The 23,824-nt window shown below is 66.4% G+C and carries 22 protein-coding genes and 1 pseudogene; 16 read left to right on the forward strand and 7 right to left on the reverse strand.

The window, feature by feature from the left end:
- Both U1E69_RS20345 and U1E69_RS20350 read left to right on the forward strand, forming a co-directional pair.
- Positions 1-1,462: 2-isopropylmalate synthase (locus U1E69_RS20345; protein ID WP_322246235.1), on the forward strand; the 1,462-nt coding region annotated here is incomplete at its 5' end.
- 132 nt (positions 1,463-1,594) lie between these two features.
- Positions 1,595-2,242 carry a hypothetical protein gene (locus U1E69_RS20350; protein ID WP_322246236.1) on the forward strand — a complete coding sequence of 216 codons (648 nt, stop codon included), beginning with the start codon at positions 1,595-1,597 and terminating at the stop codon, positions 2,240-2,242.
- On the opposite strand, the gene U1E69_RS20355 is transcribed toward U1E69_RS20350, so the two are convergent.
- Both U1E69_RS20355 and U1E69_RS20360 read right to left on the reverse strand, forming a co-directional pair.
- Positions 2,239-2,988, reverse strand: coding sequence for a PGN_0703 family putative restriction endonuclease (locus tag U1E69_RS20355; protein WP_322246237.1), 750 nt, complete (start codon positions 2,986-2,988; stop codon positions 2,239-2,241). The two genes, U1E69_RS20350 and U1E69_RS20355, sit on opposite strands and share 4 nt — an antisense overlap.
- Positions 2,985-3,740 (reverse strand): SDR family NAD(P)-dependent oxidoreductase, encoded by a 756-nt coding sequence (locus U1E69_RS20360; protein WP_322246238.1) that lies wholly within the window; start codon positions 3,738-3,740, stop codon positions 2,985-2,987. The genes U1E69_RS20355 and U1E69_RS20360 overlap by 4 nt, the downstream gene beginning before the upstream one ends.
- A gap of 228 nt (positions 3,741-3,968) precedes the next feature.
- Here U1E69_RS20360 and U1E69_RS20365 point away from each other — a divergent pair, with 228 nt between their 5' ends.
- Genes U1E69_RS20365 through U1E69_RS20390 form a run of 6 tightly spaced genes read left to right on the forward strand, consistent with a single transcriptional unit; the run spans position 3,969 to position 10,294 of the window.
- Positions 3,969-5,006 (forward strand): rod shape-determining protein, encoded by a 1,038-nt coding sequence (locus U1E69_RS20365; RefSeq protein ID WP_322246239.1) that lies wholly within the window; start codon positions 3,969-3,971, stop codon positions 5,004-5,006.
- A gap of 33 nt (positions 5,007-5,039) precedes the next feature.
- On the forward strand, positions 5,040-6,041 hold the full coding sequence (gene mreC / locus U1E69_RS20370; protein ID WP_322246240.1) for a rod shape-determining protein MreC: 1,002 nt from the start codon (positions 5,040-5,042) through the stop codon (positions 6,039-6,041).
- The gene (locus U1E69_RS20375; RefSeq protein WP_322246241.1) at positions 6,034-6,573 is read left to right on the forward strand and encodes a rod shape-determining protein MreD; all 540 of its coding nucleotides are present in this window, start codon (positions 6,034-6,036) and stop codon (positions 6,571-6,573) included. Before mreC ends, U1E69_RS20375 begins: the two co-directional genes overlap by 8 nt.
- Positions 6,570-8,516 (forward strand): penicillin-binding protein 2, encoded by a 1,947-nt coding sequence (gene mrdA / locus U1E69_RS20380; protein ID WP_322246242.1) that lies wholly within the window; start codon positions 6,570-6,572, stop codon positions 8,514-8,516. Before U1E69_RS20375 ends, mrdA begins: the two co-directional genes overlap by 4 nt.
- Positions 8,517-8,527: 11 nt before the next feature.
- Positions 8,528-9,667 carry a rod shape-determining protein RodA gene (gene rodA, locus U1E69_RS20385; RefSeq protein WP_322246243.1) on the forward strand — a complete coding sequence of 380 codons (1,140 nt, stop codon included), beginning with the start codon at positions 8,528-8,530 and terminating at the stop codon, positions 9,665-9,667.
- Entirely contained in the window at positions 9,668-10,294 is a 627-nt protein-coding gene (locus U1E69_RS20390) for a DUF1345 domain-containing protein (protein ID WP_322246244.1), read from the forward strand. It abuts the gene before it with no gap.
- 44 nt (positions 10,295-10,338) lie between these two features.
- Here the strand turns inward: U1E69_RS20390 and U1E69_RS20395 are convergent.
- Positions 10,339-10,987, reverse strand: a pseudogene (locus U1E69_RS20395) (IS1595 family transposase).
- 168 nt (positions 10,988-11,155) lie between these two features.
- On the opposite strand from U1E69_RS20395, the gene U1E69_RS20400 reads away from it, so the two are divergent.
- The 6 genes from U1E69_RS20400 to U1E69_RS20425 all read left to right on the forward strand — a co-directional run bounded on the left by U1E69_RS20400 (position 11,156) and on the right by U1E69_RS20425 (position 18,617).
- On the forward strand, positions 11,156-12,070 hold the full coding sequence (locus U1E69_RS20400) for a glyoxylate/hydroxypyruvate reductase A (RefSeq protein ID WP_322246245.1): 915 nt from the start codon (positions 11,156-11,158) through the stop codon (positions 12,068-12,070).
- 149 nt (positions 12,071-12,219) lie between these two features.
- Entirely contained in the window at positions 12,220-13,110 is an 891-nt protein-coding gene (locus U1E69_RS20405; protein WP_322246246.1) for a DMT family transporter, read from the forward strand.
- A 212-nt stretch (positions 13,111-13,322) separates the two neighbouring features.
- The gene (locus U1E69_RS20410; protein WP_322246247.1) at positions 13,323-14,690 is read left to right on the forward strand and encodes a glutamine synthetase family protein; all 1,368 of its coding nucleotides are present in this window, start codon (positions 13,323-13,325) and stop codon (positions 14,688-14,690) included.
- A gap of 79 nt (positions 14,691-14,769) precedes the next feature.
- On the forward strand, positions 14,770-16,152 hold the full coding sequence (locus U1E69_RS20415; protein ID WP_322246248.1) for an aldehyde dehydrogenase family protein: 1,383 nt from the start codon (positions 14,770-14,772) through the stop codon (positions 16,150-16,152).
- Complete coding sequence (locus U1E69_RS20420) at positions 16,149-17,309, forward strand: iron-containing alcohol dehydrogenase (RefSeq protein ID WP_322246249.1); 1,161 nt, start codon at positions 16,149-16,151, stop codon at positions 17,307-17,309. Before U1E69_RS20415 ends, U1E69_RS20420 begins: the two co-directional genes overlap by 4 nt.
- A gap of 45 nt (positions 17,310-17,354) precedes the next feature.
- Positions 17,355-18,617 (forward strand): FAD-dependent oxidoreductase, encoded by a 1,263-nt coding sequence (locus U1E69_RS20425; RefSeq protein WP_322246256.1) that lies wholly within the window; start codon positions 17,355-17,357, stop codon positions 18,615-18,617.
- Positions 18,618-18,660: 43 nt separating this feature from the next.
- On the opposite strand, the gene U1E69_RS20430 is transcribed toward U1E69_RS20425, so the two are convergent.
- Together U1E69_RS20430 and dacB are read right to left on the reverse strand one after the other, a co-directional pair.
- A complete protein-coding gene (locus U1E69_RS20430) occupies positions 18,661-18,915 on the reverse strand; it encodes a hypothetical protein (RefSeq protein ID WP_322246250.1) in 255 nt (84 codons plus the stop codon).
- 413 nt (positions 18,916-19,328) lie between these two features.
- Positions 19,329-20,843: a D-alanyl-D-alanine carboxypeptidase/D-alanyl-D-alanine-endopeptidase gene (gene dacB / locus U1E69_RS20435; RefSeq protein ID WP_322246251.1), complete on the reverse strand. Its 1,515-nt coding sequence runs from the start codon at positions 20,841-20,843 to the stop codon at positions 19,329-19,331.
- A gap of 109 nt (positions 20,844-20,952) precedes the next feature.
- Here dacB and U1E69_RS20440 point away from each other — a divergent pair, with 109 nt between their 5' ends.
- Positions 20,953-21,828: a helix-turn-helix domain-containing GNAT family N-acetyltransferase gene (locus tag U1E69_RS20440; RefSeq protein ID WP_322246252.1), complete on the forward strand. Its 876-nt coding sequence runs from the start codon at positions 20,953-20,955 to the stop codon at positions 21,826-21,828.
- Positions 21,829-21,886: 58 nt separating this feature from the next.
- On the opposite strand, the gene U1E69_RS20445 is transcribed toward U1E69_RS20440, so the two are convergent.
- Together U1E69_RS20445 and U1E69_RS20450 are read right to left on the reverse strand one after the other, a co-directional pair.
- The gene (locus tag U1E69_RS20445) at positions 21,887-22,489 is read right to left on the reverse strand and encodes a nicotinate-nucleotide adenylyltransferase (protein WP_322246253.1); all 603 of its coding nucleotides are present in this window, start codon (positions 22,487-22,489) and stop codon (positions 21,887-21,889) included.
- Positions 22,490-22,609: 120 nt separating this feature from the next.
- Complete coding sequence (locus U1E69_RS20450) at positions 22,610-23,053, reverse strand: hypothetical protein (RefSeq protein ID WP_322246254.1); 444 nt, start codon at positions 23,051-23,053, stop codon at positions 22,610-22,612.
- 255 nt (positions 23,054-23,308) lie between these two features.
- On the opposite strand from U1E69_RS20450, the gene U1E69_RS20455 reads away from it, so the two are divergent.
- On the forward strand, positions 23,309-23,824 hold a 516-nt coding region (locus U1E69_RS20455), incomplete at its 3' end, for an ATP-binding cassette domain-containing protein (protein WP_322246255.1).

Genomic DNA, 23,824 nt, shown 5'->3' on the forward strand with positions numbered 1-23,824 from the left:
CCTCCTCGACGAGATGGGCGTCGACATCATCGAGGCCGGCTTCCCCATCGCCTCCGAAGGCGACTTCGCCGCCGTCTCCGAGATCTCGAAGCGGGCCAAGACCAGCACCATCTGCGGCCTCGCCCGCGCGAACTTCAAGGACATCGACCGCTGCTGGGAGGCCGTCAAACACGCCCGCTCCCCGAGGATCCACACCTTCATCGGCACCTCCCCCCTCCACCGCGCGATCCCGAACCTCGACATGGACCAGATGGCCGAAAGGATCCACGAGACGGTCACCCACGCCCGCAACCTCTGCGACAACGTCCAGTGGTCCCCGATGGACGCGACCCGGACCGAGCACGACTACCTCTGCCGCGTCGTCGAAATCGCGATCAAGGCCGGGGCGACGACGATCAACATCCCCGACACCGTCGGCTACACCTACCCGATGGAGTCGGCGAAGATCATCCGCATGCTCTTGGAACGCGTGCCGGGGGCCGACACGGTCATCTTCGCCACCCACTGTCACAACGACCTTGGCATGGCGACGGCGAACTCGCTGGCGGCGGTCGAGGCCGGGGCGCGGCAGATCGAATGCACGATCAACGGCCTCGGCGAACGTGCCGGGAACACCGCGCTGGAAGAGGTCGTTATGGCGATGAAGGTCAGGAATGACATCCTGCCGTTCCGGACCGGCATCGACACGACCAAGATCATGGGCCTTTCCCGCCGGGTCGCTACCGTCTCGGGCTTTGCCGTCCAGTTCAACAAGGCCATCGTCGGCAAGAACGCCTTCGCGCATGAATCCGGCATCCATCAGGACGGCATGCTGAAGAACCGGGAGACGTTCGAGGTGATGCGCCCCGAGGATGTCGGCCTGTCCGGCACCTCGCTGCCCTTGGGCAAACACTCCGGCCGGGCGGCCCTCAGGGCCAAGCTGAAGGAACTGGGCGTCGATCTGGCCGACAACCAGCTGAACGACGTCTTCGTCCGCTTCAAGGCGCTCGCCGACCGCAAGAAAGAGGTCTACGACGACGACCTGATCGCGCTGGTTTCCGATGAGCAGACCAACGACGCCTACGAATACCTCCAGCTGAAGAAGCTGCGGGTGGTCTGCGGTACCGAAGGTCCGCAAGAGGCGGACATGATTCTGTCTATCGACGGCAAGGACCACCACATCGACGCCACCGGCGACGGCCCGGTGGATGCGGCCTTCATGTGCGTGAAGATGCTCTTCCCCCACAAGGCGCGGCTGCAGGTCTATCAGGTCCATGCGGTGACCGAGGGGACGGATGCCCAGGCGACGGTCTCGGTCCGGCTGGAGGAGGACGGGCGGATCGTGACCGGGTCTTCGGCGGATACCGATACGATCGTGGCCTCGACCAAGGCCTATATCAACGCCCTCAACCGCCTCATCATCCGGCGGCAAAAGACCGCCCCGGGTGAGGATGTGAAGACCGTCAGCTACCACGGCGAGTAGGGCCGCTCCTCGGTCCCATGCGGTCCCTCCTCGCTGGTGCGGGGAGGGGTGTTTTTAACATTTTCACAAGGCTTCTGCGGCAATCTTGGCGGCAGGAGGCACACTATACAGATCGGGTCAGCGACTTCCACGATGAGCGGGGCGCAGGTGGCGCTACGGCTTCTGGCCCCACCCGCCTCCGTTGATGCGCCTGCGCGCAAGGCAGGGGCAGATGCACCGGCGGGGCCGGGCGATGTGTCCGTGCTGATGACCTATGCCAAACAGGCCCGGGCGCTGGCCAAACCGGCGGCGTTGGCGCCGCCGGTAGATCCCGCGATGCCGATCGTGCCCGAAGGCTATTCCGTCGGGGACCTGGTGTCGGTTGACACGCTGGAACCGGAATACCGCGATTTCGCGGCGTCATTTGGCGCGACGCACGTGCGGCTGGTCAAGGCCGACCCGATCAGTGACGAGGAGTTTACCAGCCGCATCACCCCGCATATCGACGAAATCTATGCCGATGACCCGGCCTATCAGGCGGCCAAGGCTGCCGGAGAGGTCACAATCCACCGCTTTTCCGACATCATGGCCGAGCTTGGGGAAACCCGCGAGATGTGGCAGGGCATGGCGTTCTATCGTGGGCCTGGTGGGTCCGAACTCTTTGGCGGCGGCGGGACTGGCATCTATTCGCCATCGCTGGAACGATGGATGGCGGCCAGGGATGCCAGCGGCGATGTGGTGACCGTGGGCGGTGTGGGCGGTGCTGGCTACATCGCCTCATGGAAGAAACAGGCCCGCTAAATCGCGCCGAAGCGGGCGGACAGTGCTGCCGCATGCGCCCGCGTCGCAGGCGCTTTTGCCCATTGCGCCAGAAGATCGCGCCAGGATACGGCGGCAAAGACCACGTCATCACCTTTCACCGCGCGGGCGAAATCGGCGAGCTCGGCCTGGTGCCGGGCGATGGCCTCGGGCGAGACGGGCTTGCCGCTGGCCCAGGTTGCGGGTGCCGCGTGCAGGTAGACCAGCACCGCGCCAAGGCCGCGCTTCACCGATTGGGTCCGCAAGGCGTAGGCGTGTTTCACCAGCTGTGCCGCATCAAGGCAGCGATAGGTCTGCCGCCCTTCGGTCAGCGCCAGCCGCAGCGCGGTATACCGCGCCATGCCCTTGCCCCAATCCCGGCTGTCGAAAGCCTCGGAGAAAGTCGTCGTCTTGCCCGGACGGAACGGCTCATACCGCTTGGACTCGACCCCGACGAGGGTGTTCGCCGTGGTGATGGCAACGTCCAGCCAGGGGTGCCGCCCGCCGCTCCACGGGAACCGCAGCTCGGCCTCGATCTCCAGCGCGTCCGGCAGGCCCATCGGCACGCCGGGCAGCGGAAGCATCGACCGGGGCCGGTCGAGGAACCAGCCGAAGGCGTTCACCGCCAGCGCGGCCGAGGACTCGGGGCTGTCGAACTTGCCCGAGGCGACCTCGTTGCCGGGGGACCGGGCCAACGCGGCAAGGACGGCTTCGGCGGGAACGCCGGGAAGGAAGGAGGGATCGGTCATCCTTTCATGTCTTGCAGCACATTGCCGCCATCCACAACCAGCATCGCGCCGGTGACATAGGACGCTGCGTCCGACGCGAGGAAGGCAGCGCAGGCGGCCACTTCGTGGGGCGTCCCGGACCGACCAAGTGGGGTGGCAAGCCCCGCGCGCGCCTCTGCCTCGGTCTGGCTGTCGGTGGCGATCCAGCCTGGCAGGACAGCGTTGCAGGTGATGCCCTGGCCCCCGTATTCCAGCGCGATGGACCGGGTCAGCCCGGCCACGGCGGCCTTGGCGGTGGAGTATCCGGCGGCCCCGGCAAAGGTGACCAGCGGCCCGGTGACCGAGGCGATGTTGACGATCCGGCCAAAGCTCCGCGCGGCCATCCCCGGCAGGACGGCGCGGCAGCAGTGGAAGGTGGTGTTCAGGTTCAGCGCCAGATGATGCGCCCAGGCGGCGTCATCGATCTCGGCCAGACGGCCGTCTTCGACCGCCTTGCCGGTCTGGACCATGCCCGCGTTGTTCACCAGGATCTGGACCGGCCCCAGTGCGGCCTCGACCGCCGCGAGCAGGCCCGCGACCTGCGCCGGATCGGTCAGGTCGGCGATGTGGGCCAGACAGCCAAGCTCTGCCGCCCGGTCGTGGATGCGCGCCGAGGTCGCCGTGATCGCCACCCGCGCGCCGCCCGCCGACAGCGCACGCGCAGTGGCGAAGCCGATTCCCCCGGGGCTTCCCGCCCCCGTCACCAGCGCCACGCGCCCCGCTGCATTTTCCATCCCGCCCACCCTGTCCAGTGCGGTCCACAGGCTGACACATCGGATAAGTGCAAGGAAGCTGCGAAATATCGTCACAAACTGCCGCCAGAAAATCGCAATTCTGCAGGCACGCAGAAGTGCGCGGATTGCGGCCTGCGGGGCTTTCGCTTCTGCTGCCCATGCCCTTATAAGAAGGCGCCCCGTCGGTACCCCCGAGTCGGGGCGTTCTCTGTTGTTGAAGGACCGCACATGGCTTTCTTCCCAAGCCTGTTTTCGTCGGATATGGCGATCGACCTCGGGACCGCGAATACGCTGGTCTACATCCGCGGAAAGGGCATCGTGCTGAACGAGCCCTCGGTCGTGGCCTATCACATCAAGGACGGGAAGAAGCAGGTCCTGGCCGTGGGCGAGGATGCCAAGCTGATGCTGGGCCGCACCCCCGGAACAATCGAGGCGATCCGCCCGATGCGTGACGGCGTCATCGCCGACTTCGAGGCGGCGGAAGAGATGATCAAGCACTTCATCCGCAAGGTTCACAAGCGGTCCACAATCTCGAAACCCAAGATCATCGTCTGCGTCCCGCATGGCGCGACCCCGGTTGAAAAGCGCGCGATCCGGCAGTCGGTTCTCTCGGCCGGTGCCAAACGCGCGGGCCTGATCGCGGAACCCATCGCGGCGGCCATCGGGGCGGGGATGCCGATCACCGAACCCACCGGCAACATGGTCGTCGACATCGGCGGCGGTACCACGGAAGTCGCGGTCCTAAGCTTGGGTGACATCGTCTATGCCCGCTCGGTCCGCGTCGGCGGCGACCGGATGGACGAGGCCATCGTGAACTACCTGCGCCGTCACCAGAACCTGCTGATCGGCGAAAGCACCGCTGAACGGATCAAGACCTCGATCGGCACGGCGCGGATGCCCGACGACGGGCGCGGGTCCTCGATGACCATCCGGGGGCGTGACCTTCTGAACGGCGTCCCGAAGGAAACCGAGATCAACCAGGCCCAGGTCGCGGAAGCCCTGGCTGAACCCGTCCAGCAGATCTGCGACGCGGTGATGCAGGCGCTGGAAGCGACGCCTCCAGACCTGGCGGCGGACATCGTCGACCGGGGCGTGATGCTGACCGGCGGCGGGGCGCTTCTGGGCGAGCTGGACCTTTCCTTGCGCGAACAGACCGGGCTTTCGATCAGCGTGGCCAACGAGTCACTGAATTGTGTTGCCCTGGGGACCGGGAAGGCGCTGGAATACGAGAAGCAGCTTCGGCATGTGATCGACTACGATACCTAAGCGCGCGCCCAAGCGGCGAAGGAAGCTTGACACGTGGCCAAGAACCGCACCGCCCCCGAGGAATACTCGCGCCCGCTGCGCCAGCTGCTTGTCTGGATCGCGGTGCTGTTCCTGCTGGCGATCTTCCTGGTCTGGCGCATCGATTCCCCGCGCGTGGAACGCTTCCGCGCGGCAATCATCGACACGGTGGTGCCCAACTTCGACTGGGCCATGCGCCCGATCACGATGGTCGCGGGGATGGTGGACGACTTCCAGTCCTACACCCGGATCTACGAACAGAACCAGGAGCTGAAGCGCGAGTTGCAGCAGATGAAGGCCTGGAAAGAGGCCGCCCTTCAGCTGGAACAGAAGAACGCCCGCCTTCTGGACCTGAACAACGTCCGCCTTGACCCCAAGCTGACCCATGTCACCGGCGTGGTGATGGCCGACAGCGGCAGCCCGTTCCGGCAGTCGGTCCTGCTGAACGTGGGCGAGCGTGACGGCATCCGCGACGGCTGGGCCACGATGGACGGGATCGGGCTCGTGGGCCGCATCTCGGGCGTGGGCGAACGCACCTCCCGCGTCATTCTGGTCACCGACAGCAACAGCCGCATCCCCGTGACCATCCAGCCCTCGGGCCAGAAGGCTCTGCTTTCCGGCGACAACTCCCCCCTGCCGCCGCTGGAGTTCATCGAGGACACCGACGAGGTCCGCCCCGGTGACCGCGTCGTCACCTCGGGCGATGGCGAGGTTTTCCCGGCGGGCCTTCTGGTCGGACAGGTCGCCCTTGGCACCGACAAGCGCCTGCGCGTGGTGCTGGCCGCCGACTATCAGCGGCTGGAGTTCCTGCGCGTCCTGCGCAGCCACAACCTGGAACCGATCACCGATCCCGGCAGCCTGGTCGCGCCGCCTGCGTCTGCGCCCCTGCCCGACACCTCGGCCGGGGCCGCCGAAGCCGCCGCCGGGGCCCAGCCCGCCCCGACCGAAGGCGGCAATGTCGAGGAAGCAGGATCTGGCGCTGCCGAAGGCCCCGCGACGGAGGCCGCCGATGGGTGACTTCTGGCGTCAGGAGCAACTGATCTTCCGCGCCCTTTTCGTGCTGATCGCGCTTCTGCTTCTGTTCATCCGCCTGCTGCCCCTTGGCAATGCCCCCGGCGCCCTGCCCGGCCCGGACATCCTGTTGTGCGTCATCATGGCCTGGATCGTGCGGCGGCCCGAATTCCTGCCGATGCCCCTGATCCTGGTCGTCATCCTGGCCGAGGACCTGATCCTGATGCGGCCCCCCGGCCTCTGGACCGCCATCGTGATCCTGGCGACCGAGTTCCTGCGCGGGCGCATCGCGCTCACACGAGAGTTGAGTTTCCTGGTCGAATGGCTCTTGGTCTCGGGCGTGATGCTGGGCATGATGCTGGTCTACCGGCTGACCCTGGGCATCGCTTTCGTGCCGCAAGCCCCGTTCGGCTTTGCCATCGTGCAGGTCCTGTGGTCGATCGCGGTCTATCCGGTGGTCGTGGGCCTGTCGCACCTGGCGCTGGACCTGCGCAAGCCCGCGACCGGCGAAGTGGACAATTTCGGGAGACGGTTGTGAGACGCACGGCCCGCGACACCGAGGAAAGCAACCGCACCCTGAACCGCCGCAGCCTGATGCTGGGCGGGGCGATGGCGGCGATGGTTGCCGTGCTGGGCGTCCGGATGCGCTATCTGCAGGTCGATCAGGCCGACCAGTTCAAGCTTCTGGCCGAGGAAAACCGCATCAACATCCGCCTGATCCCCCCGGTTCGCGGATTGATCCAGGACCGCAACGGCAAGGTGATCGCCGGAAACGAGCAGAACTACCGCGTCGTCATCACGCGCGAAGCGGCGGGGGATGTCGATCTGGTCCTGCGCCGGCTTGCCACGATCATTCCGATGACCGCCGAGGAAATGGCCCAGACCGTCGAGGAGGTGAACGCGCTTTCCGCCTTCGTCCCCGTGACAGTGGCCGAGCGTTTAAGCTGGGACGACTTCTCGAACGTCGCGGTCAATGCCCCCGCCCTGCCCGGCGTGGTGCCCGAGGTCGGCCAGTCCCGCCGCTATCCGCTGGACTTCGATTTCGCCCATGTCGTCGGCTATGTCGGCCCGGTCAGCGACAAGGACCTGGAAGAGCTGGACGCCCCCGATCCGCTGCTGAAGATCCCCAAGTTCCAGATCGGCAAGATCGGCGTCGAGAAGTGGATGGAAGACACCCTGCGGGGAGAGGCCGGGACCAAGCGGATCGAGGTGAACTCGGCCGGCCGCGTCATGCGCGAGCTGGAGCGGCAAGAGGGTGACCCCGGCACCGACATCCGGCTGACCATCGACGCCGACCTGCAGAATTTCGCTCAGGTCCGCCTGGGCGAGGAAAGTGCCGCCGTGGTGGTCATCGACGTGACCAACGGCGACGTCGTCTGCTGCGCCTCGGCCCCGTCCTTCGACCCGAACCTTTTCGTGCGCGGGATCAGCCACACCGACTACAAGGGCCTGATGGAGGACGACCACCGCCCGCTGGCGAACAAGACCGTGTCGGGGGCCTATCCTCCCGGATCGACTTTCAAGATGGTCACCGCGCTGGCCGCCCTTGAGGCCGGGGTGATCACCGCCGACACCAAGGTCAGCTGCCCCGGCTTCATCGAATTCGGCGGGCGGCGCTTCCACTGCTGGAAACGCGCAGGCCACGGCACGGTGCGGCTGGAGCGCAGCCTGTCGGAAAGCTGCGACGTCTACTATTACGACATCGCCCAGAAGGTCGGCATCGACAAGATCGCCGACATGGGACGCAGGCTGGGCCTGGGTCAGCGCTTCGACATGCCCATGTCGGCGATCACCGAAGGCATCATGCCGAACAAGCAATGGAAGCTGGAGCGCCACAAGCAGGACTGGCGGATCGGCGACACGATCAACGCCTCAATCGGTCAGGGCTATGTGCTATCCTCGCCGCTGCAGCTGGCCGTCATGACCGCGCGCCTTGCCAGCGGTCGCGCCGTCACGCCGCGCCTGGTGCGGATGGTCAACGACAAGGAACTTCCGGTCCCTGACGCGCCGCCGCTGGACGTCCCCCCCGAATACCTCGCCGCCGTCCGCAAGGGCATGTACGAAGTGGTGAACGGCGAACACGGCACCGCGAAATCCAGCCGCATCGTGGACCCGACGATGGTCTTTGCCGGCAAGACCGGGACCAGCCAGGTGCGCAACATCTCGAAGGCGGAACGCGAGGCCGGGGTCATCTCGAACGAAGACCTGCCCTGGAACCGGCGAGACCATGCGCTGTTCGTCGGCTACGCCCCCTACGAGGCGCCGCGCTATGCCATCGCTGTCGTGGTGGAACATGGCGGCGGCGGGTCCACCGCAGCGGCCCCCATCGCGCGCGACGTGATCCTGCGCGCGCTGTCGGACGGTTTGCCGTCGCTGGAGGCCTATCCGTCCAGCCAGCGCGGCCGGATCGAGACGATGCTGAAAGAGCTTCCTCTGCGCGATCCGGTGACCGGGCAGCCCCCGGTCCAGACCGAAACGTAAGGGGCGCGGCGATGAGTTTTCTGGAGTACCGCGTCAAGTATGCGCCCACCGGGCTGCGCAAGGTCCTGTACCTGAACTGGCCGCTGGTGGTGCTGATCGTGGCCGTGGCCTCGGTCGGCTTCCTGATGCTTTATTCCATCGCGGGCGGGAACCTCGACCTCTGGGCGCGCCCGCAGATGGAGCGTTTCGGGGTCGGCATGGTGCTGATGTTCATCGTGGCGATGATCCCGATCTGGTTCTGGCGGTCGATGTCCGGGATCGCCTATCTGGTGGCCTTCGTGCTGCTTCTTTTCGTCGAATTCTTCGGTGACGTCGGGATGGGCGCGCAGCGCTGGATCGACCTTGGGTTCATCCGGCTGCAGCCCTCCGAGATGATGAAGTTCACGCTGGTGATGCTGCTGGCGGCCTATTACGACTGGCTTGACCCCAAGCGGGTCTCGCAGCCCCTTTACGTGCTGATCCCCGTGCTGATGATCGTGGCGCCAACGGTTCTGGTCCTGATGCAGCCCAACCTCGGGACCTCGCTGATGCTGCTTCTGGCCGGGGCCACGGTGATGTTCGTCGCCGGGGTGTCGCTGTGGTATTTCGGTGCCGTGCTGTCGATGGCCATCGCCGCCGTCGCCGGGGTGTTCTTCACCCGTGGTACGCCCTGGCAATTCCTGCACGACTACCAGTACCGGCGCATCGACACTTTCCTTGACCCCGCCGCCGACCCCCTGGGCGCGGGCTACAACATCATTCAGGCGAAGATCGCGCTCGGCTCGGGCGGGTGGGGCGGCAAGGGCTTCATGCAAGGGACCCAGTCGCGGCTGAACTTTCTGCCGGAAAAGCACACCGACTTCATCTTCACCACCCTGGCCGAGGAATTCGGCTTCGTCGGGGCCTTCTCGCTCCTGGCGCTCTATGCACTGATCATCGGCTTCTGCCTGGTGGCCGCCTGGCAGAACCGTGACCGCTTTTCGTCGCTTCTCATCATCGGAGTGGCGGCGAACTTCTTCTTCTACATCGCGGTGAACCTGTCGATGGTGATGGGCATGGCCCCGGTGGTGGGCGTGCCTCTGCCGCTTCTGTCCTACGGCGGATCGGCGATGATGGTGCTTCTGGTCGGCTTTGGCCTTGTGCAAAGCGCCCATGTCCACCGACCGCGCTAGATGAGCCTCGTGCGCCGCCACGGCCGGTTCCTTGCCGCCTTCGTTCTTGGCCTTGGGGCAGGCCTTGCCGCCTGGGCGCTCTCCGTCGCGCCGGTCTTCGCGCTTCTGGTCGCGGGCGACACGTTCTTCCTGATCTACCTTCTTCTGACCGCCCGCATCGTCGGCCAGACCAGCGCCGAGGACCTGCGCCGCCATGCCGAGGAGGATGACGAAGGCGTCGCCCTGATCCTGCTGCTGGCGGGCCTGGCTGTCCTGGTCAGCGTGACCGCGATCTTCCTGGTGCTGAACGCCGACGAAAGCGGCCTTGGCGCAAGGCTGACCGCGCTGGTCAGCCTGCCGCTGGGCTGGGCCACGATCCACGTGCTCGTCGCCTTTCACTACGCCTACCTGCATTACCGGTCGGAAGAAAAGGGCGAAGGCTTCCGCTTTCCCGGCAAGGGCGACCCGGACGCCTGGGATTTCCTGTACGTCAGCTTCACCATCGGCATGACCGCCCAGGTCTCGGACACCGAGGTCACGACCCGCCCCCTGCGCCGGGCAGTGCTGGTGCATGGCGTGGCCTCGTTCTTCTACAACACCGGCATTCTGGCCCTTGCTGTGAATGCTGCCGTGTCGGCGGGGATGTGAGCGATTTCTTCGAGGCTATCGGACCGGAATTCTTGAATAGACCATCAACCGGTTGAGTCCGGGACCAGAGTATCGAAGTCCTTGCCCCATCTCCATTTGCAGTGCTTGAGGTGGATGCGGAAGTTGATCCTGACGCCGTTGACCTTGGCGAAGCGGCGCTTGGTGAAGCTTCAGAAGCTTTCGATGCCGTTCACATGCACCCTGTTCTTGGCGAAGTGCCTGGATGTTGATCCGCAGATGTCGGTCACAGCCCATGTCCACAAGTCCGTTGCAGCCGGGCCAGCCGTCGGTGACGAGCAGGGCGTCCAGCGCAATGTGGCCCCGGATAACCGTCCGAACTGTCCGGGCTTTCAGGTCTGGGATCACTTCGGTGCAGACCCGACCGCCGCGCTCGAATAGGCCGAGGACGGGTTGCTTCAGGGTCCCGCGCCCGCGCTTTCTTGGACCGGGATGACCCCGGACGCGCTCGGCGCCAAAGAAGCTCTCGTCGACTTCGACAATGCCCGAGAAGGCCGCCAGGTCCCGTTCCTGGGAGGCGGCACTCGAAGTCCGGAACAGGCCGTCGCAGCGGTTCACCGTCTTGCGGTTCAAACCCAGAAGCAGGGCTGCCTGCGACGCCGTGAGATCCGCGCAGAAGCACCGCACAATCTCTTCAAAGCGATACCGGGGTAATCCAGTCTTCTTGTTGAGCATCTGACCACCATATCCCAGGATTGATGGTCCAGAGCCTTTGGAACATCCCGACCCCCGGATCGCTGCACGCGCGCCGGAAAACCTTGACAAGACCCCAAGCCACAGGCCCACCCTGTTGAACTCCCTCCCCCGCGAAATCCGCTTTGCGTGGACACACCGAAAGCCGCCATGCCCCTGATCCTTTTCGCCGTCCCCGCCCTCTGGCCCGAATACCGCGACACCCTGCCCGCCGCGCTGGCCGAGGCCGGGATCGACGCCCACATCGTTGCAGAGGCCGACCCGGCCCTGGTCGACTACATCGTCTATGCCCCCGCCTCGCCCCTGCAGGACTTCACCCCCTATACCCGGACCAAGGCCGTCCTGAACCTTTGGGCCGGGGTGGAGAGGATCACCGGCAACCCCACCCTGACCCAGCCCCTGACGCGCATGGTCGACCCCGGCCTGACCGAGGGAATGGTGGAATGGGTGGTGGGCCACACCCTGCGCCACCACCTTGGCATGGACCGCCACATCGTGAACCCCGGCCATGTCTGGGACCCGACCTGCCCGCCCCTGGCCCGCGAACGCCCGGTGACGGTCCTCGGCATGGGCGCGCTGGGGTCCGCTTGCGCCGCAGCCCTTCGGGCGCTCAACTTCCCCGTGACCGGGTGGAGCCGGACCGAGAAACTCGGCCAGTTGCACGGCGACCACGGGCTGCGGACGGCGCTTTCTACCGCGCAGATCCTGGTTACGCTTCTGCCGAAGACGCCCCAGACCGAGAACCTTCTCGACACCGACACCCTTGCCCTTCTGCCCAAAGGTGCCGTGATCCTGAACCCTGGCCGAGGCGCGCTGATCGACGACGACGCCCTGCTTCAGGCCCTGAACTCCGGCCACATCGGCCACGCCACGCTGGACGTCTTCCGCGTCGAACCCCTGCCCGCCGACCACCCCTATTGGACCCATCCAAGGGTGACCGTCACCCCCCACATCGCCGCCGATACCCGTGCCGTCACCTCGTCGCGCGTGATCGCCGAGAACATCCGCCGCGGCGAGGCCGGAGAGCCGTTCCTCCACCTCGTCGACCGCGCGCGGGGCTACTGACGGCGGCTCATCGCGCACCAGGTCGCTCTTCGCACGGCCAGCGAGGAGCGACCGAAGGAAGCGAGGAGCCGTCCCGGCGCGCAACAGGTCGCGAACGGAACAGCCGCCTCAGGGCCGCCATGCCAGCTTGCCCGAAAAGAGGGGCGGCGATGCGGTATGGAACGGGCGTGGCGCTGTGTCTGGCGGCGGGGACCATCTGGTCGCTGATGGGCCTTGGCCTGCGGCAGATCGAGGCCGCAAGCGTCTGGCAGATCCTGTTCTGGCGCTCGGTCGGCATGATCCCGGTGCTTCTGGGCTTCATGTGGTGGACCTCGCGCGGGCGTCCCCTGGCGGCACTTCGGGCCGTGGGACTGGCCGGGATCGCCGGTGGCCTTGGCCTTGTCCTGGCCTTCGCCGGGGCCATCTACGCCTTCCAGACCACCACGGTCGCCAATGCCGTCCTTCTCTTCGCCGCCTCGCCCTTTGTGGCGGCGGTCCTTGGCTGGCTGATCCTGCGCGAGTCGGTGCGCCCGATGACCTGGATCGCCATCGCCATCGCGGTCTTCGGCATGTACCTGATGGTCAGCGACGGGCTGCAGACCGGGGCCTTCGCCGGGAACATGGCAGCCCTTCTGTCGGCGGCAGGCTTCGGCATCTTCTCGGTCGCGCTGCGCTGGGGCCGGCTCGGCGACATGATGCCTGTGGCTTTCCTTGGAAGCGTCTTTTCCACGCTTTTTGCGGGCGCGGTCCTGATCTTCCGGGGCGAGCCGATCCCGGCCCTGCCGCAGGACATGGCTGTGGCCTTCGCCATCGGCTTCTTCGTCGTGGCATTGGGCATGGTGCTCTTCACCTTGGGCAGCCGGGTGGTGCCCGCGGCGGAACTGACGCTTCTGTCACTGGTCGAGGTTCTGCTGGGTCCGATCTGGGTCTGGCTGGCCCTGGGCGAGACAGCAAGCCGGAACACGCTGATCGGTGGCGGGGTGCTGCTGGCGGGCGTGGTCTTCAACGCGGCGATGGGCGCGCGTCGGCCGCGGAACACAGGGGTTGCGGAAACCTCGTGAGCAGTGATTAATTGATCAAATTCGCGGGCCGCAGTTCATGGATCGGCCTTGCGACCTGGGGAGAGCACCGGATGCGGTCCGAGCCGCAAGACATCGCGCAAAGCCCGTGCTGGCCGCGCAAGCCCGAGTTCGGGGGGGCCGGGGGCGGTATCGTCCGCGTGTCCCCGGGGCTGCGGCCCCTTCCCCCATCCGACATCTGAAAGAGGCACCACATGCCAGGCAATCTGACCCTTGAAGCACTGAAAGCGGCCGTGACATCCGGCGAAATCGACACCGTCGTGGTGGCCGGCATCGACATGCAGGGCCGCCTGATGGGCAAACGCTTCCACGCGCAGTTCTTCGTCGACGGCGGTCATGAGGAAACCCACTGCTGCAACTACCTGCTGGCCGTGGACATGGAGATGACCACAGTGCAGGGCTACAAGTCCTCCAACTGGGAGACCGGCTACGGCGACTACACGCTGAAGCCCGACCTTTCGACCCTGCGCCGCATCCCCTGGCTGCCGGGCACCGCGCTGGTCCTTGGCGACACGCAGGACCATGCCACCCATGCCGACGTGCCCCATGCGCCCCGGTCGATCCTGAAGCGCCAGGTGGAACGGGCGCGCAAGCTGGGGTTCGAGCCGATGATGGCCACGGAGCTGGAGTTCTACCTCTTCGAGAACTCCTACGAAAACCTGCGCGACGGCGGCCTGAACGCCCTGCGCACCGTGGGCGGCTACAACGAGGACTACCACATCTTCCAGACCACCAAGGAAGAGGACGTGCTGCGCGCCGTCAGGAACGGCTTGTTTGGCGCAGGCATCCCGGTGGAAAACTCCAAGGGCGAGGCGGACGCCGGTCAGGAAGAGATCAACTACCGCTACTCGGACGCGCTGGACACCGCCGACAACCATGTGATCATCAAGAACGCGATCAAGGAGATTGCCTGGGCCAAGGGCAAATCGGTGACCTTCATGGCCAAGTACGACCACCGCAAGGCCGGGTCGTCGAGCCACATTCACCAGTCGCTGTGGTCGCTGGATGGCAAAGCCAGCTTTGCCGACAAGTCGGACGGGCACGGGATGTCCGAGGTGATGAAGCACTACCTTGCGGGCCAGCTGCACCATGCGCGCGACATCACCGCGTTCCTGGCGCCCTATGTGAACAGCTACAAGCGCTTCACCATCGGCATGTTCGCGCCCACCAAGGCGGTGTGGAGTGCCGACAACCGCACCGCGGGCTTCCGCGTCTGCGGCACGGGCACCAAGGCCGTGCGCGTGGAATGTCGCATCCCCGGGTCGGACGTGAACCCCTATCTGGCCTGTGCGGCTCTCTTGGCGGCGGGGCTCGACGGGATCGAAAAGAAGATGGCGCTCGAACCGGAAATGCGCGGCGACATGTACTCCGCCAAGGGCATCCGCGAGATCCCGCATACCCTGCGTGAGGCAGCCGACCTGCTGACCAAATCGCAGATGCTGCGGCAGGCCTTCGGCGATGACGTGATCGACCACTACCACCACGCCGCCCAGTGGGAGATCTCCGAGACCGACCGCGTCGTCACGGATTTCGAACGCGAGCGGCTTCTGGAACGCGCCTGAGCGTAGGGTGGGCGATATCGCCCACCCTACCCCTGCGCCAAAATCAAGGTCGGCATGAGCCCGACGCACGAGGACGAAGATGAAACCCATCCAACTGATTTCCCCTGTCGACGGCAGCGTCTACGCCGAGCGAACCCCGCTTTCCCCGACCGAAGCGCTGGCCGTCGTCGCCCGCGCCAAGGCCGCGCAGAAGCCCTGGGCCGCACGGTCGCTGGACGACCGCATCGCCCTGGTCAAGGCCGCCGTCGCCAAGCTGAACACCATGACCGATGTCGTGGTGGAAGAGATCGCCTGGCAGATGGGCCGTCCCACCCGCTATGGCGGCGAGTTCGGCGGGGTGAACGCCCGCACCGACTACATGGCCTCCATCACCGCCAAGACCCTTGCGCCCGAGATGATCGAGGACAGCGACAAATTCCGCCGCTACCTCGCCCGCGAACCGGTGGGCGTCGTCTTCATCATCGCGCCCTGGAACTACCCCTACCTGACCACGATCAACACCCTCGTCCCCGCCCTGATCGCCGGGAACTCGGTCATCCTGAAACACGCGTCCCAGACGCTCCTCGTCGGCGAACGGCTGGCCGAGGCCTTCCACGCCGCAGGCATCCCCGAGGATGTGTTCCAGAACGTTGTCCTTGACCACGCCACCACCGAAGCCCTGATCGCCAAGCGGAGCTTCGGCTTCGTGAACTTCACCGGGTCCGTCGGCGGCGGGCAGGCCATCGAGCGCGCGGCGGCAGGGACCTTCACGCCCCTCGGCCTCGAACTGGGCGGCAAGGACCCGGGCTATGTGCGCGAGGATGCCAATCTGGACCTTGCGGTCGACGTGCTGATGGACGGCGCGATGTATAACGCCGGGCAGTGCTGCTGCGGGATCGAGCGCATCTACGTCCACGAAAGCCTCTTCGACAGTTTCGTCGAGAAATCCGTCGCCTGGGTCGGCCAGCTGAAACTCGGCAACCCCTTTGATGCCTCCACGACCCTCGGCCCGATGGCGCACAAGCGGTTTGCCCAGACCGTGCGCGACCAGACCGCCGAGGCGATTGCCAAGGGCGCGAAGCCGCTCCTTGACCCGAAGAAGTTCGCCGATGATGGCGGCGCCTACCTCGCGCCGCAGATCCTGATCAACGTCGACCACTCCATGCGGGTGATGAAGGAGGAATCCTTCGGCCCCGTCGTCGGCATCATGCCGGTCAAGAACGACGCCGAGGCGATCGCCCTGATGAACGACTCACCCTATGGCCTGACCGCCAGCATCTGGACCGAGGAGTACGACACCGCCGCCGCCCTGGGCGCTCAGGTGGAAACCGGGACCGTATTCATGAACCGGGCGGATTACCTTGACCCCGCGCTCACCTGGACCGGCGTCAAGGACACCGGGCGCGGGACGTCTCTCAGCTATCTCGGGTTCCATTCGGTGACCCGGCCGAAATCCTATCACCTCAAGAAAGCGCCGAAATGAGCCACTCTGTTCCCAACCGCAACTGGTCCTACCCCACCGCGATCAAGTTCGGCGTCGGCCGCATCGCGGAACTGGCTGACCACGCCAAGAGCATTGGCCTGACGAAGCCGCTTCTCGTCACCGACAAGGCGCTTGCCAGCCTGCCGATCACAAAGGGCGCTCTGGACGTGCTGGAAGCCGCAGGCCTTGGCCGCGCCGTCTTCTCGGACGTGGACCCGAACCCGAACGAGATCAACATGGCGGCCGGGATCGAGGTCTACCTCGCCGGCGGCCATGACGGCGTGATCTGCTTCGGCGGCGGCTCGGCGCTTGACCTTGGCAAGATGATCGCCCTGATGGCGCACCAGCCGAAGAAGCTGAAGGTCTGGCAACTGGAGGATATCGACGACTGGTATACCCGCGCCGATGCCTCGAAGATCGCGCCGATCATCGCGGTGCCGACGACTGCGGGGACCGGGTCGGAAGTGGGCCGGGCGGGTGTGCTGACAAACTCCGAGACCCACAAGAAGAAGATCATCTTCCACCCCAAACTGATGCCCGCCGTCACGATCTGTGACCCGGCGCTGACCACCGGAATGCCGAAGTTCATCACGGCAGGCACCGGCATGGACGCGCTTGCGCATTGCCTGGAGGCGTTCAGCTCCCCCTTCTACCACCCGATGTCGCAGGGCATCGCGCTGGAAGGCATGCGGCTGGTGTTCGAGAACTTGGCCAAGGTCTATGCCGACCCCAACGACCTTGCCGCCCGCGCGCATATGATGTCGGCGGCGGCGATGGGGGCGGTGGCGTTCCAGAAAGGGCTTGGGGCGATCCACTCGCTGAGCCACCCGATCGGCGCGGTCTATGGCACCCACCACGGCACCACGAATGCTGTGGTGATGCCGATGGTGCTGGACTTCAACCGTCGCGCGGTGAAGGACCGGCTTGCCTCGGCTGCGGCCTATTGCGGGATCAAGGGCGGGTACAAGGGGTTCTACCAGCGAGTGCTGGACCTGCGCGAGACGCTGGATATCCCGAAAAACCTGACCAAGCTGGGGGTCAAGGACCCCGATCTGGACATGCTGACCAAGATGGCGCTGGAGGACCCGTCCTGCGGCGGCAACCCGGTCAAGATGACGAAGAAGAACACCCGCGCGCTTTACGAGGCCTGTTTGTAGGGTGGGCGGTATCGCCCACCCTACGTTGGGGTGCGCCAGGGGATGATGGTGCGCGAGACGACCGAGATCGCCGTGATCGGCGCGGGCGTGGTCGGTCTGACCATCGCGCTGGAGCTGATCGACCGGGGGCACGAGGTGGTCCTGGTCGACCCCGGCCAGCCCGGGATGGGCGCAAGCTATGGCAACGCGGGCACCATCGCCGGCTACGCCACCAGCCCGGTCGGCACGCCCGACGTGCTGCGGTCGCTGCCCTCGCTGCTGCTGTCAAAAACCTCGCCGCTGGCGATCCGGCACCGGGCGCTGCCGTCGCTGGCCCCCTGGCTGTTACGGTTCCTCTGGCAATCCCTGCCCGCCCAGGCCGAGCGCAACGCCCGCGGCATCGCGCTTCTCTTGAACGGGGCGGCCGAGATGTGGGACGATCTTGCCCTTCGCGTCCAAGGCGCGGGCATCCTGCAGCGGCGCGGGTGCCTTTATCTTTACGAGACACCACAAGCCTTTACCCAGGCCTGGACCGAACTTGACCGCCGCCGCGCGCTTGGGGTGGAGGTGGACCTTCTGGGCCCCGACCGGCTGACGGATATGGAGCCGAACCTGGCCCCAGGCCTTGGCGGGGCGGCCTTCTTCACCGGCGCAACCTTCCTGGATGATCCGGGGCGGATGATGGGCCTTCTCGCCGCCGCCGTGCAACAGAAAGCCCGCTACATCCGCGCCCGGGCCGAGCGCTTGGAGCGCAGGCCGGATGGCGTCGTGATCGAAGGTGGCAGCAAGGACGGGGGCAAGGATGGGGGCCTGCACCTTCACGCCCGCCGTGTGGTTATCGCTGCCGGGGCACATTCGCGGCGGCTGGCGGCGCAGGCGGGTGACCGCATCCCGCTGGACACCGAACGCGGCTACCACGTCGAATGGGACATGGCCAAGCCGCTGCTCTCGCGCCCGGCCTGCCCCACGGCGCGGGGGTTCTACTTCTGCCCGATGGCGGGACGCCTGCGTGTCGCGGGGACGGTCGAGCTGGGCGGGCTCACGCTGCCCCCCTCACCGCATCGGATCGCGAAACTGGTCGAAGGGGCGCGGGCCTTCTTTCCCGACCTCGGCCCCCCCGACCGCGAGTGGATGGGCTTTCGCCCCTCGCTGCCCGACAGCCTGCCGGTGATCGGCCCCTCGGTCGGCGGGGACGAGGTGATCCTGGCCTTCGGCCACGGTCACCTGGGCGTGACGATGGCCCCGGTCACGGCGCGGATCGTGTCGGACCTTATCGCAGGCCGCGATCCAGGACGCGTCGCCGTGGCCTGCCGCGCAACCCGGTTCTAGACGCCGCCGCCCGGATATCCGTGCGGAGGCGGTCATTCGGACCTCAGCCGTTGCCGTTTGTCGGCGTGGTCGATGGCGGTGGGGTGTCATCGTCGTTGCCGCAGGCGATGGCGCAAAGGATGATTCCGCCGATCAGCACCGGCACGATCCAGCCAGACCGCGGAGCCTCTTCGACGACGACCTCGGGCTGCATTTCCTCTTCGATGACGATGGGGCCACCCGCGATGGCGGCGGTGGTCGACAGTGCAAACGTAGCGGCAAGCGAAAGCGCAAGCATGGGGGCAGCAACAAGTTTCATGGCCGGTCCTTTCCTGAAACGGTGCAGTACATGGGCAACCAGGGGACCCGGACGTTGGTTCCAGCCCCGGTGCAGGCGTGTCTGCGCCGTAGTCAGGACGTGACAGTCGCGCCGTGCTTCCGACCGGAGATCTGAACCGGCAAAGGCGGAAGACTGTGTGATCCGTTGTCCGGGAGACAAACCGGCCTCTGATCCCGCGACACCCCCGGCAATTGCAGGCCGCAACCGCTCAGGGGGGTAACCGGGGTTGACGACCTGGCGCCTTTGGATTTCGCTCAGTCTGCGCGCGGGCGACGGGTGGATCGCAGATCCGCCAAGGTCAGATCCATTCGTGCAGTATCCTGCAAAAACCTGATGAATTGCCGCCAAGCCAGGCATCCGATTTCCACAAATCGAACCTTGCCTCCCGCCGATCAGTCGTAAAGCGCAGCCCAGCGGTTGATCAGTTGCCCCTGCAACCGCCGTGCGCGCCCGGTCCAGGCCTTGCCGCCCTCGGGCTCTTCACGTTGCGCCACCGGCACGGCATCGCGCCGCGCAGGGTCGCCGGTGAAGATCGCGAAAACCAACTCGCGTCCAGGGGTGCCAGACGTCTGCGGCGGCACGATGTGTCCCGCCAGACCCGAGACAAAGTTCAGCGTCCCCGATTTCGCCAGCACCTTCACCGGGTGGCCCTCGATCACCTTGCCCTTGTCGTCCTTCATGCCGACGTCGCGCAGGATCTGCTGCAGCCCGCGACCCTCGCGCCCGGCCTGCACCAGGACCTTCGCCATCCCGGCCGCCGTGACCCGCGAGTCGCCACCCAGCCCGGAATGGTCGTGCAGGTCGAAACCGACCCCGAAGGTCGCCCGCACCCAGTCCGACATCGCCCGGCCCGAGGCCTCCAGACCCCCCGCGCCCGAAGCTGTCAGCCCCACACATTCTGCCGTCAGGTTCGTCGAATAGCGCAGCATGTCGCGCAGCACTTCGGGCAACGGTTCGCTTTCCACCCGCCCGATCTCGTCGCCCGGCGGGACCGAGGCCACGCGCTCGCCTGTCTCCAGCCGGATGCCTTGCGCGCGGGCCAAAGTCCGGAACACCTCGGCCACATAGGCACCAGGATCGCGGACCGGCAACCAGCGACTGCCCCCCTTGCCCAAGGCACCCGAGGCGACGGTCCATTCCTCGACCCGGCCCCGGCCATAGGTGAAAAGCGGTGTCTCGCGCTGCGCCACCGCGACGCGGACCATGCCGACCTCTGGCACGAAGCGTTCGCCCCGGGCATCCACCGTCGTCTGCCAGTCGCCCGAGACGCGCTTCCATTCGAAATGCACGCGGTTGAAGTTCAGGCACAGGCCCGCAATGGCAGCGTTGTAGCCCACGTGGTCGGGCTGATCCCGCGCGATCCCGTCCAGCCGCGGCAACGCGCCGTCCCAATACAGGAATCGCCCCGTTGCGCCCTTCAACCCGGCCTTGGCCAGCCGCAGGACCAGGTCGCCCAGCTGGTCGGTCTGCAAGGTCGGGTCGCCGCCGCCCACCAACACGATGTCGCCCTGCACCATGCCGCCCGTAACCGGCCCCGTCGCCAGCACGCGCGTCTGGAAGCGATAGCCTGATCCCAACTTCTCCAGCGCATAAAGCGCGGTCACGGCCTTGGCGACACTGGCTGGCGGCAGCGGCAGGTCCGGCCCAAGCGCTTCCAGAAGCTCGCCCGTTCGCGCATCCATCAGCACATAGGCAACCGACCCGCCCAGCTTGGCCGCCGCGATCAGCTCTGACGCATCCAGCGGCCCCTTCGCCGCCGGCACCACCGCTGCCTTGCCGCCCCGCGCCATCGGACGGGGCGAGCTTTCCATCACCTCGGCCGCTGCCGGGAAAGCCGCCCCGGCCAAAAGCCCGGCCAGCATCATCCGCCGCGAAATCCGCATCATACCCTCCGTTTGGTTGGTCATAGACGTATCCACGCCGATTCCACCAGTCCGACGTCCTCACTGCAGGTCGCGCTTGCGTGAGCCAGATATCTGACTTATGTCAGGCATAATAACTGACCAAGGTCTGGAAATGCTGGATGCCATTGCCCGCCTGCGTCGCTTCAACCGTGCGGTCACGCGCGAGGTTGGGGCGCTGGACACTTCGTTTCTTGGCCGGGGCCGCCCACTTGGCGCCGCGCGCGTGTTGCAGCTTGTCCGCCCCGAAGGCACCGACGTCGCCCTGATCCGCGACCGGCTGGGGCTCGATTCCGGGTTGATGAGCCGCTTTCTCCGCAGCCTGGAGCGCGAGGGGCTGGCCACCACGGCGACCGATCCCGCCGACCGCCGCCGCCGCATTGCCCGCCTGACTGCGCGCGGCGCGCAAGAGATGGCGGCCTACGAGGCCATCGGCCACGACCGGGCCGCCCGCCTGATCGCCCGCGCCGGTCCCCGCGCCGACGAAGTGATTGCCGCGATGGATCTGATCGCCACGATTCTGAACCGCGACCAGTTGGAAATCCGGCCAGCAGACCCGACCAGCCCCGAGGCGCTGGCCTGCCAGCAGGCCTATTTCGACGAAATCCTTGCCCGGGTTCCCGTTGCCCGGCCCGAGTATTTCCCGCTGCCCGACCCGGGGGCCGACAGTTATCGCCCTCCGCAGGGCCGTTTCCTGATTGCGTGGTCCGACGACCTGCCTGTGGGCTGCGTCGGCCTCCGCGCCCTGGATCACACCACGGCCGAGATCAAGCGCCTGTGGGTCCACGCCTCGGCCCGTGGTCAGGGCCTGTCGCGTCGGATGATGGCTGCGATCGAGGACGAGGCGCGCGCGATCGGTTATCAGCATCTGCGGCTGGACACCAACTCGGCTCTGACCGAGGCGCTGCGGCTCTATCATGCATCCGGCTGGACCGCGATACCGGCCTACACGACACCCCCGGCGGACGTCTGGCTGAGCAAGAGCATCTAACCGCACTTCCCCGTGCGACTCACGCGACGAGAAGACGAAGTCGCACGAGGAGCCGCCCCTAGCGCCCGGATTTCCAGCCCCCGCGCGCCCGGATCGCGGTTGACGACGCATTGTTCATCGGCAGGTTCACGAAACTCCAGACCGGAGGCTGGTGGCCCCGCAAGGTCTCGCCCCGGTCCACCTGGTGCACCCGGAAGGCCCGCGCCGCAACCGACAGCCGGGCCGCCACGCCCGCGCCCGGCCGCGCCAGCACGCCCACGGCGACCGACCGCAGGATATCGCGCCAGCGGCCCCAACGGTGGAACTGCACCAGGTTGTCCGCGCCCATCAGCCAGACGAAGCTGACACCGGGATAGATCGCCCGCAGCCGGTCGATGGTGTCCGCCGTCGCCCGCGTCCCCAGCGCCGCCTCCAGTGCCGTGATCTTCACCCGGGGATGCCGCATCACCTTTTGCGCCCGCGCCAGCCGATCCGCCATCGGCGCAGGCTGGCGGGCCTTCAGCGGGTTTGCGGGCGTCACCAGCCACCAGACCTGATCCAGGCCCATCCGCTTCAACGCCTCGCGGGTGATATGGACATGCCCCTCATGCGCCGGATCGAACGATCCACCGAGCAGCCCCACGACCATTCCCCTGGTCGCTATCGGAAACCCCTGCCGCATCCCATCCCCGCTGCATTTCCCGGTCAATTGACCGCAGGAGACGCGGGTTTACAATGGCCTCCCTCTTGCCGGGCCCTCCCTCCTGCCGGGACTCCCTTTTGCCTCGCCTCGCGGACGGTCTCAGTCGCAGGCCACTGTCTCGCGCATTGCCGCCTTCCACCCCGCGACGGGATCGAAGCCGGGAACCAGCCCGTCGCCCTCCAACCCGGTGAAAGCCGCCATGCCGTGCTGGATCATCCAGGACGGATCATGCTGCGGCACGCCCGACGCCTGCAACGCCTGACACAGAATGTCGCGTTGCGTGGTCGCGGGATCGGCGAACCGGGCAATCGCAGCACCAAGGCTGGCCCGGTCGGCTTCGGACTGGCTGTCATTCAGCTGCAGCGTCAGCACTTCGCCCGCCTGATGGGCAGTGGCATCAGCCACCCGCCGCACATCGAAGTCCGACCGCAGCAGCATCAGGACGTAAAGCTCGGCCGCCGCGTCCCAGTTGCCCGCCTTGCCACAGGCCAGCACGCCCAGCGCCAGATCAGGTGGCGACAGGCGCGCATCCGCAGTGGTCATCGTCACGCAGCCTGGATCAAGGGTTGGCGCAAGATTTCCCGGGGCCTCCAGAGACGTCACTTGGGCCAACGCTCCACTGGCCGCCATCACCGTGAAAGCCAAAACCAATCCCCACCGCATCCTGCATCTCCTGTTTCACACGTGGCAGAAGGGGCCATCCCAGTCGGCGTGCCAAGTCGGGTTCCCCCCACCCTGACCGTTGCAGCGCCGCGCCTTCATCGCTACATACGCGCCAACCCCCGAATGGAGCACGTCATGGCCAGCTATCAATACGTCTACCACATGGAGAACGTCTCCAAGACCTACCCCGGCGGCAAGACCTGCTTTGAAAACATCCACCTGAACTTCCTGCCCGGCGTGAAGATCGGCGTCGTCGGCGTCAACGGCGCGGGCAAGTCCACGCTGTTGAAGATCATGGCCGGGATGGACAAGGACTTCAAAGGCGAAGCCTGGGCCGCCAAGGGCGCCAAGGTCGGCTACCTCGCGCAGGAGCCGTATCTGGACCCCGCCCTGACCGCGAAGGAAAACGTCATGCTGGGCGTGGCCGAGCAGACCAGGATCCTGGAACGCTACAACGAACTGGCGATGAACTACTCGGACGAGACCGCCGACGAGATGGCCGCCCTGCAGGACCAGATCGACGCCGGCAACCTGTGGGAGCTTGAGGCAACGGTCGGCGTCGCGATGGACGCGCTCCGCTGCCCGCCCGATGATGCCGACGTGACCACGCTTTCGGGCGGGGAACGCCGCCGTATCGCGCTCTGCAAGCTT

This window comes from Tabrizicola sp., assembly GCF_034366665.1.
GTDB lineage: Bacteria > Pseudomonadota > Alphaproteobacteria > Rhodobacterales > Rhodobacteraceae > Tabrizicola.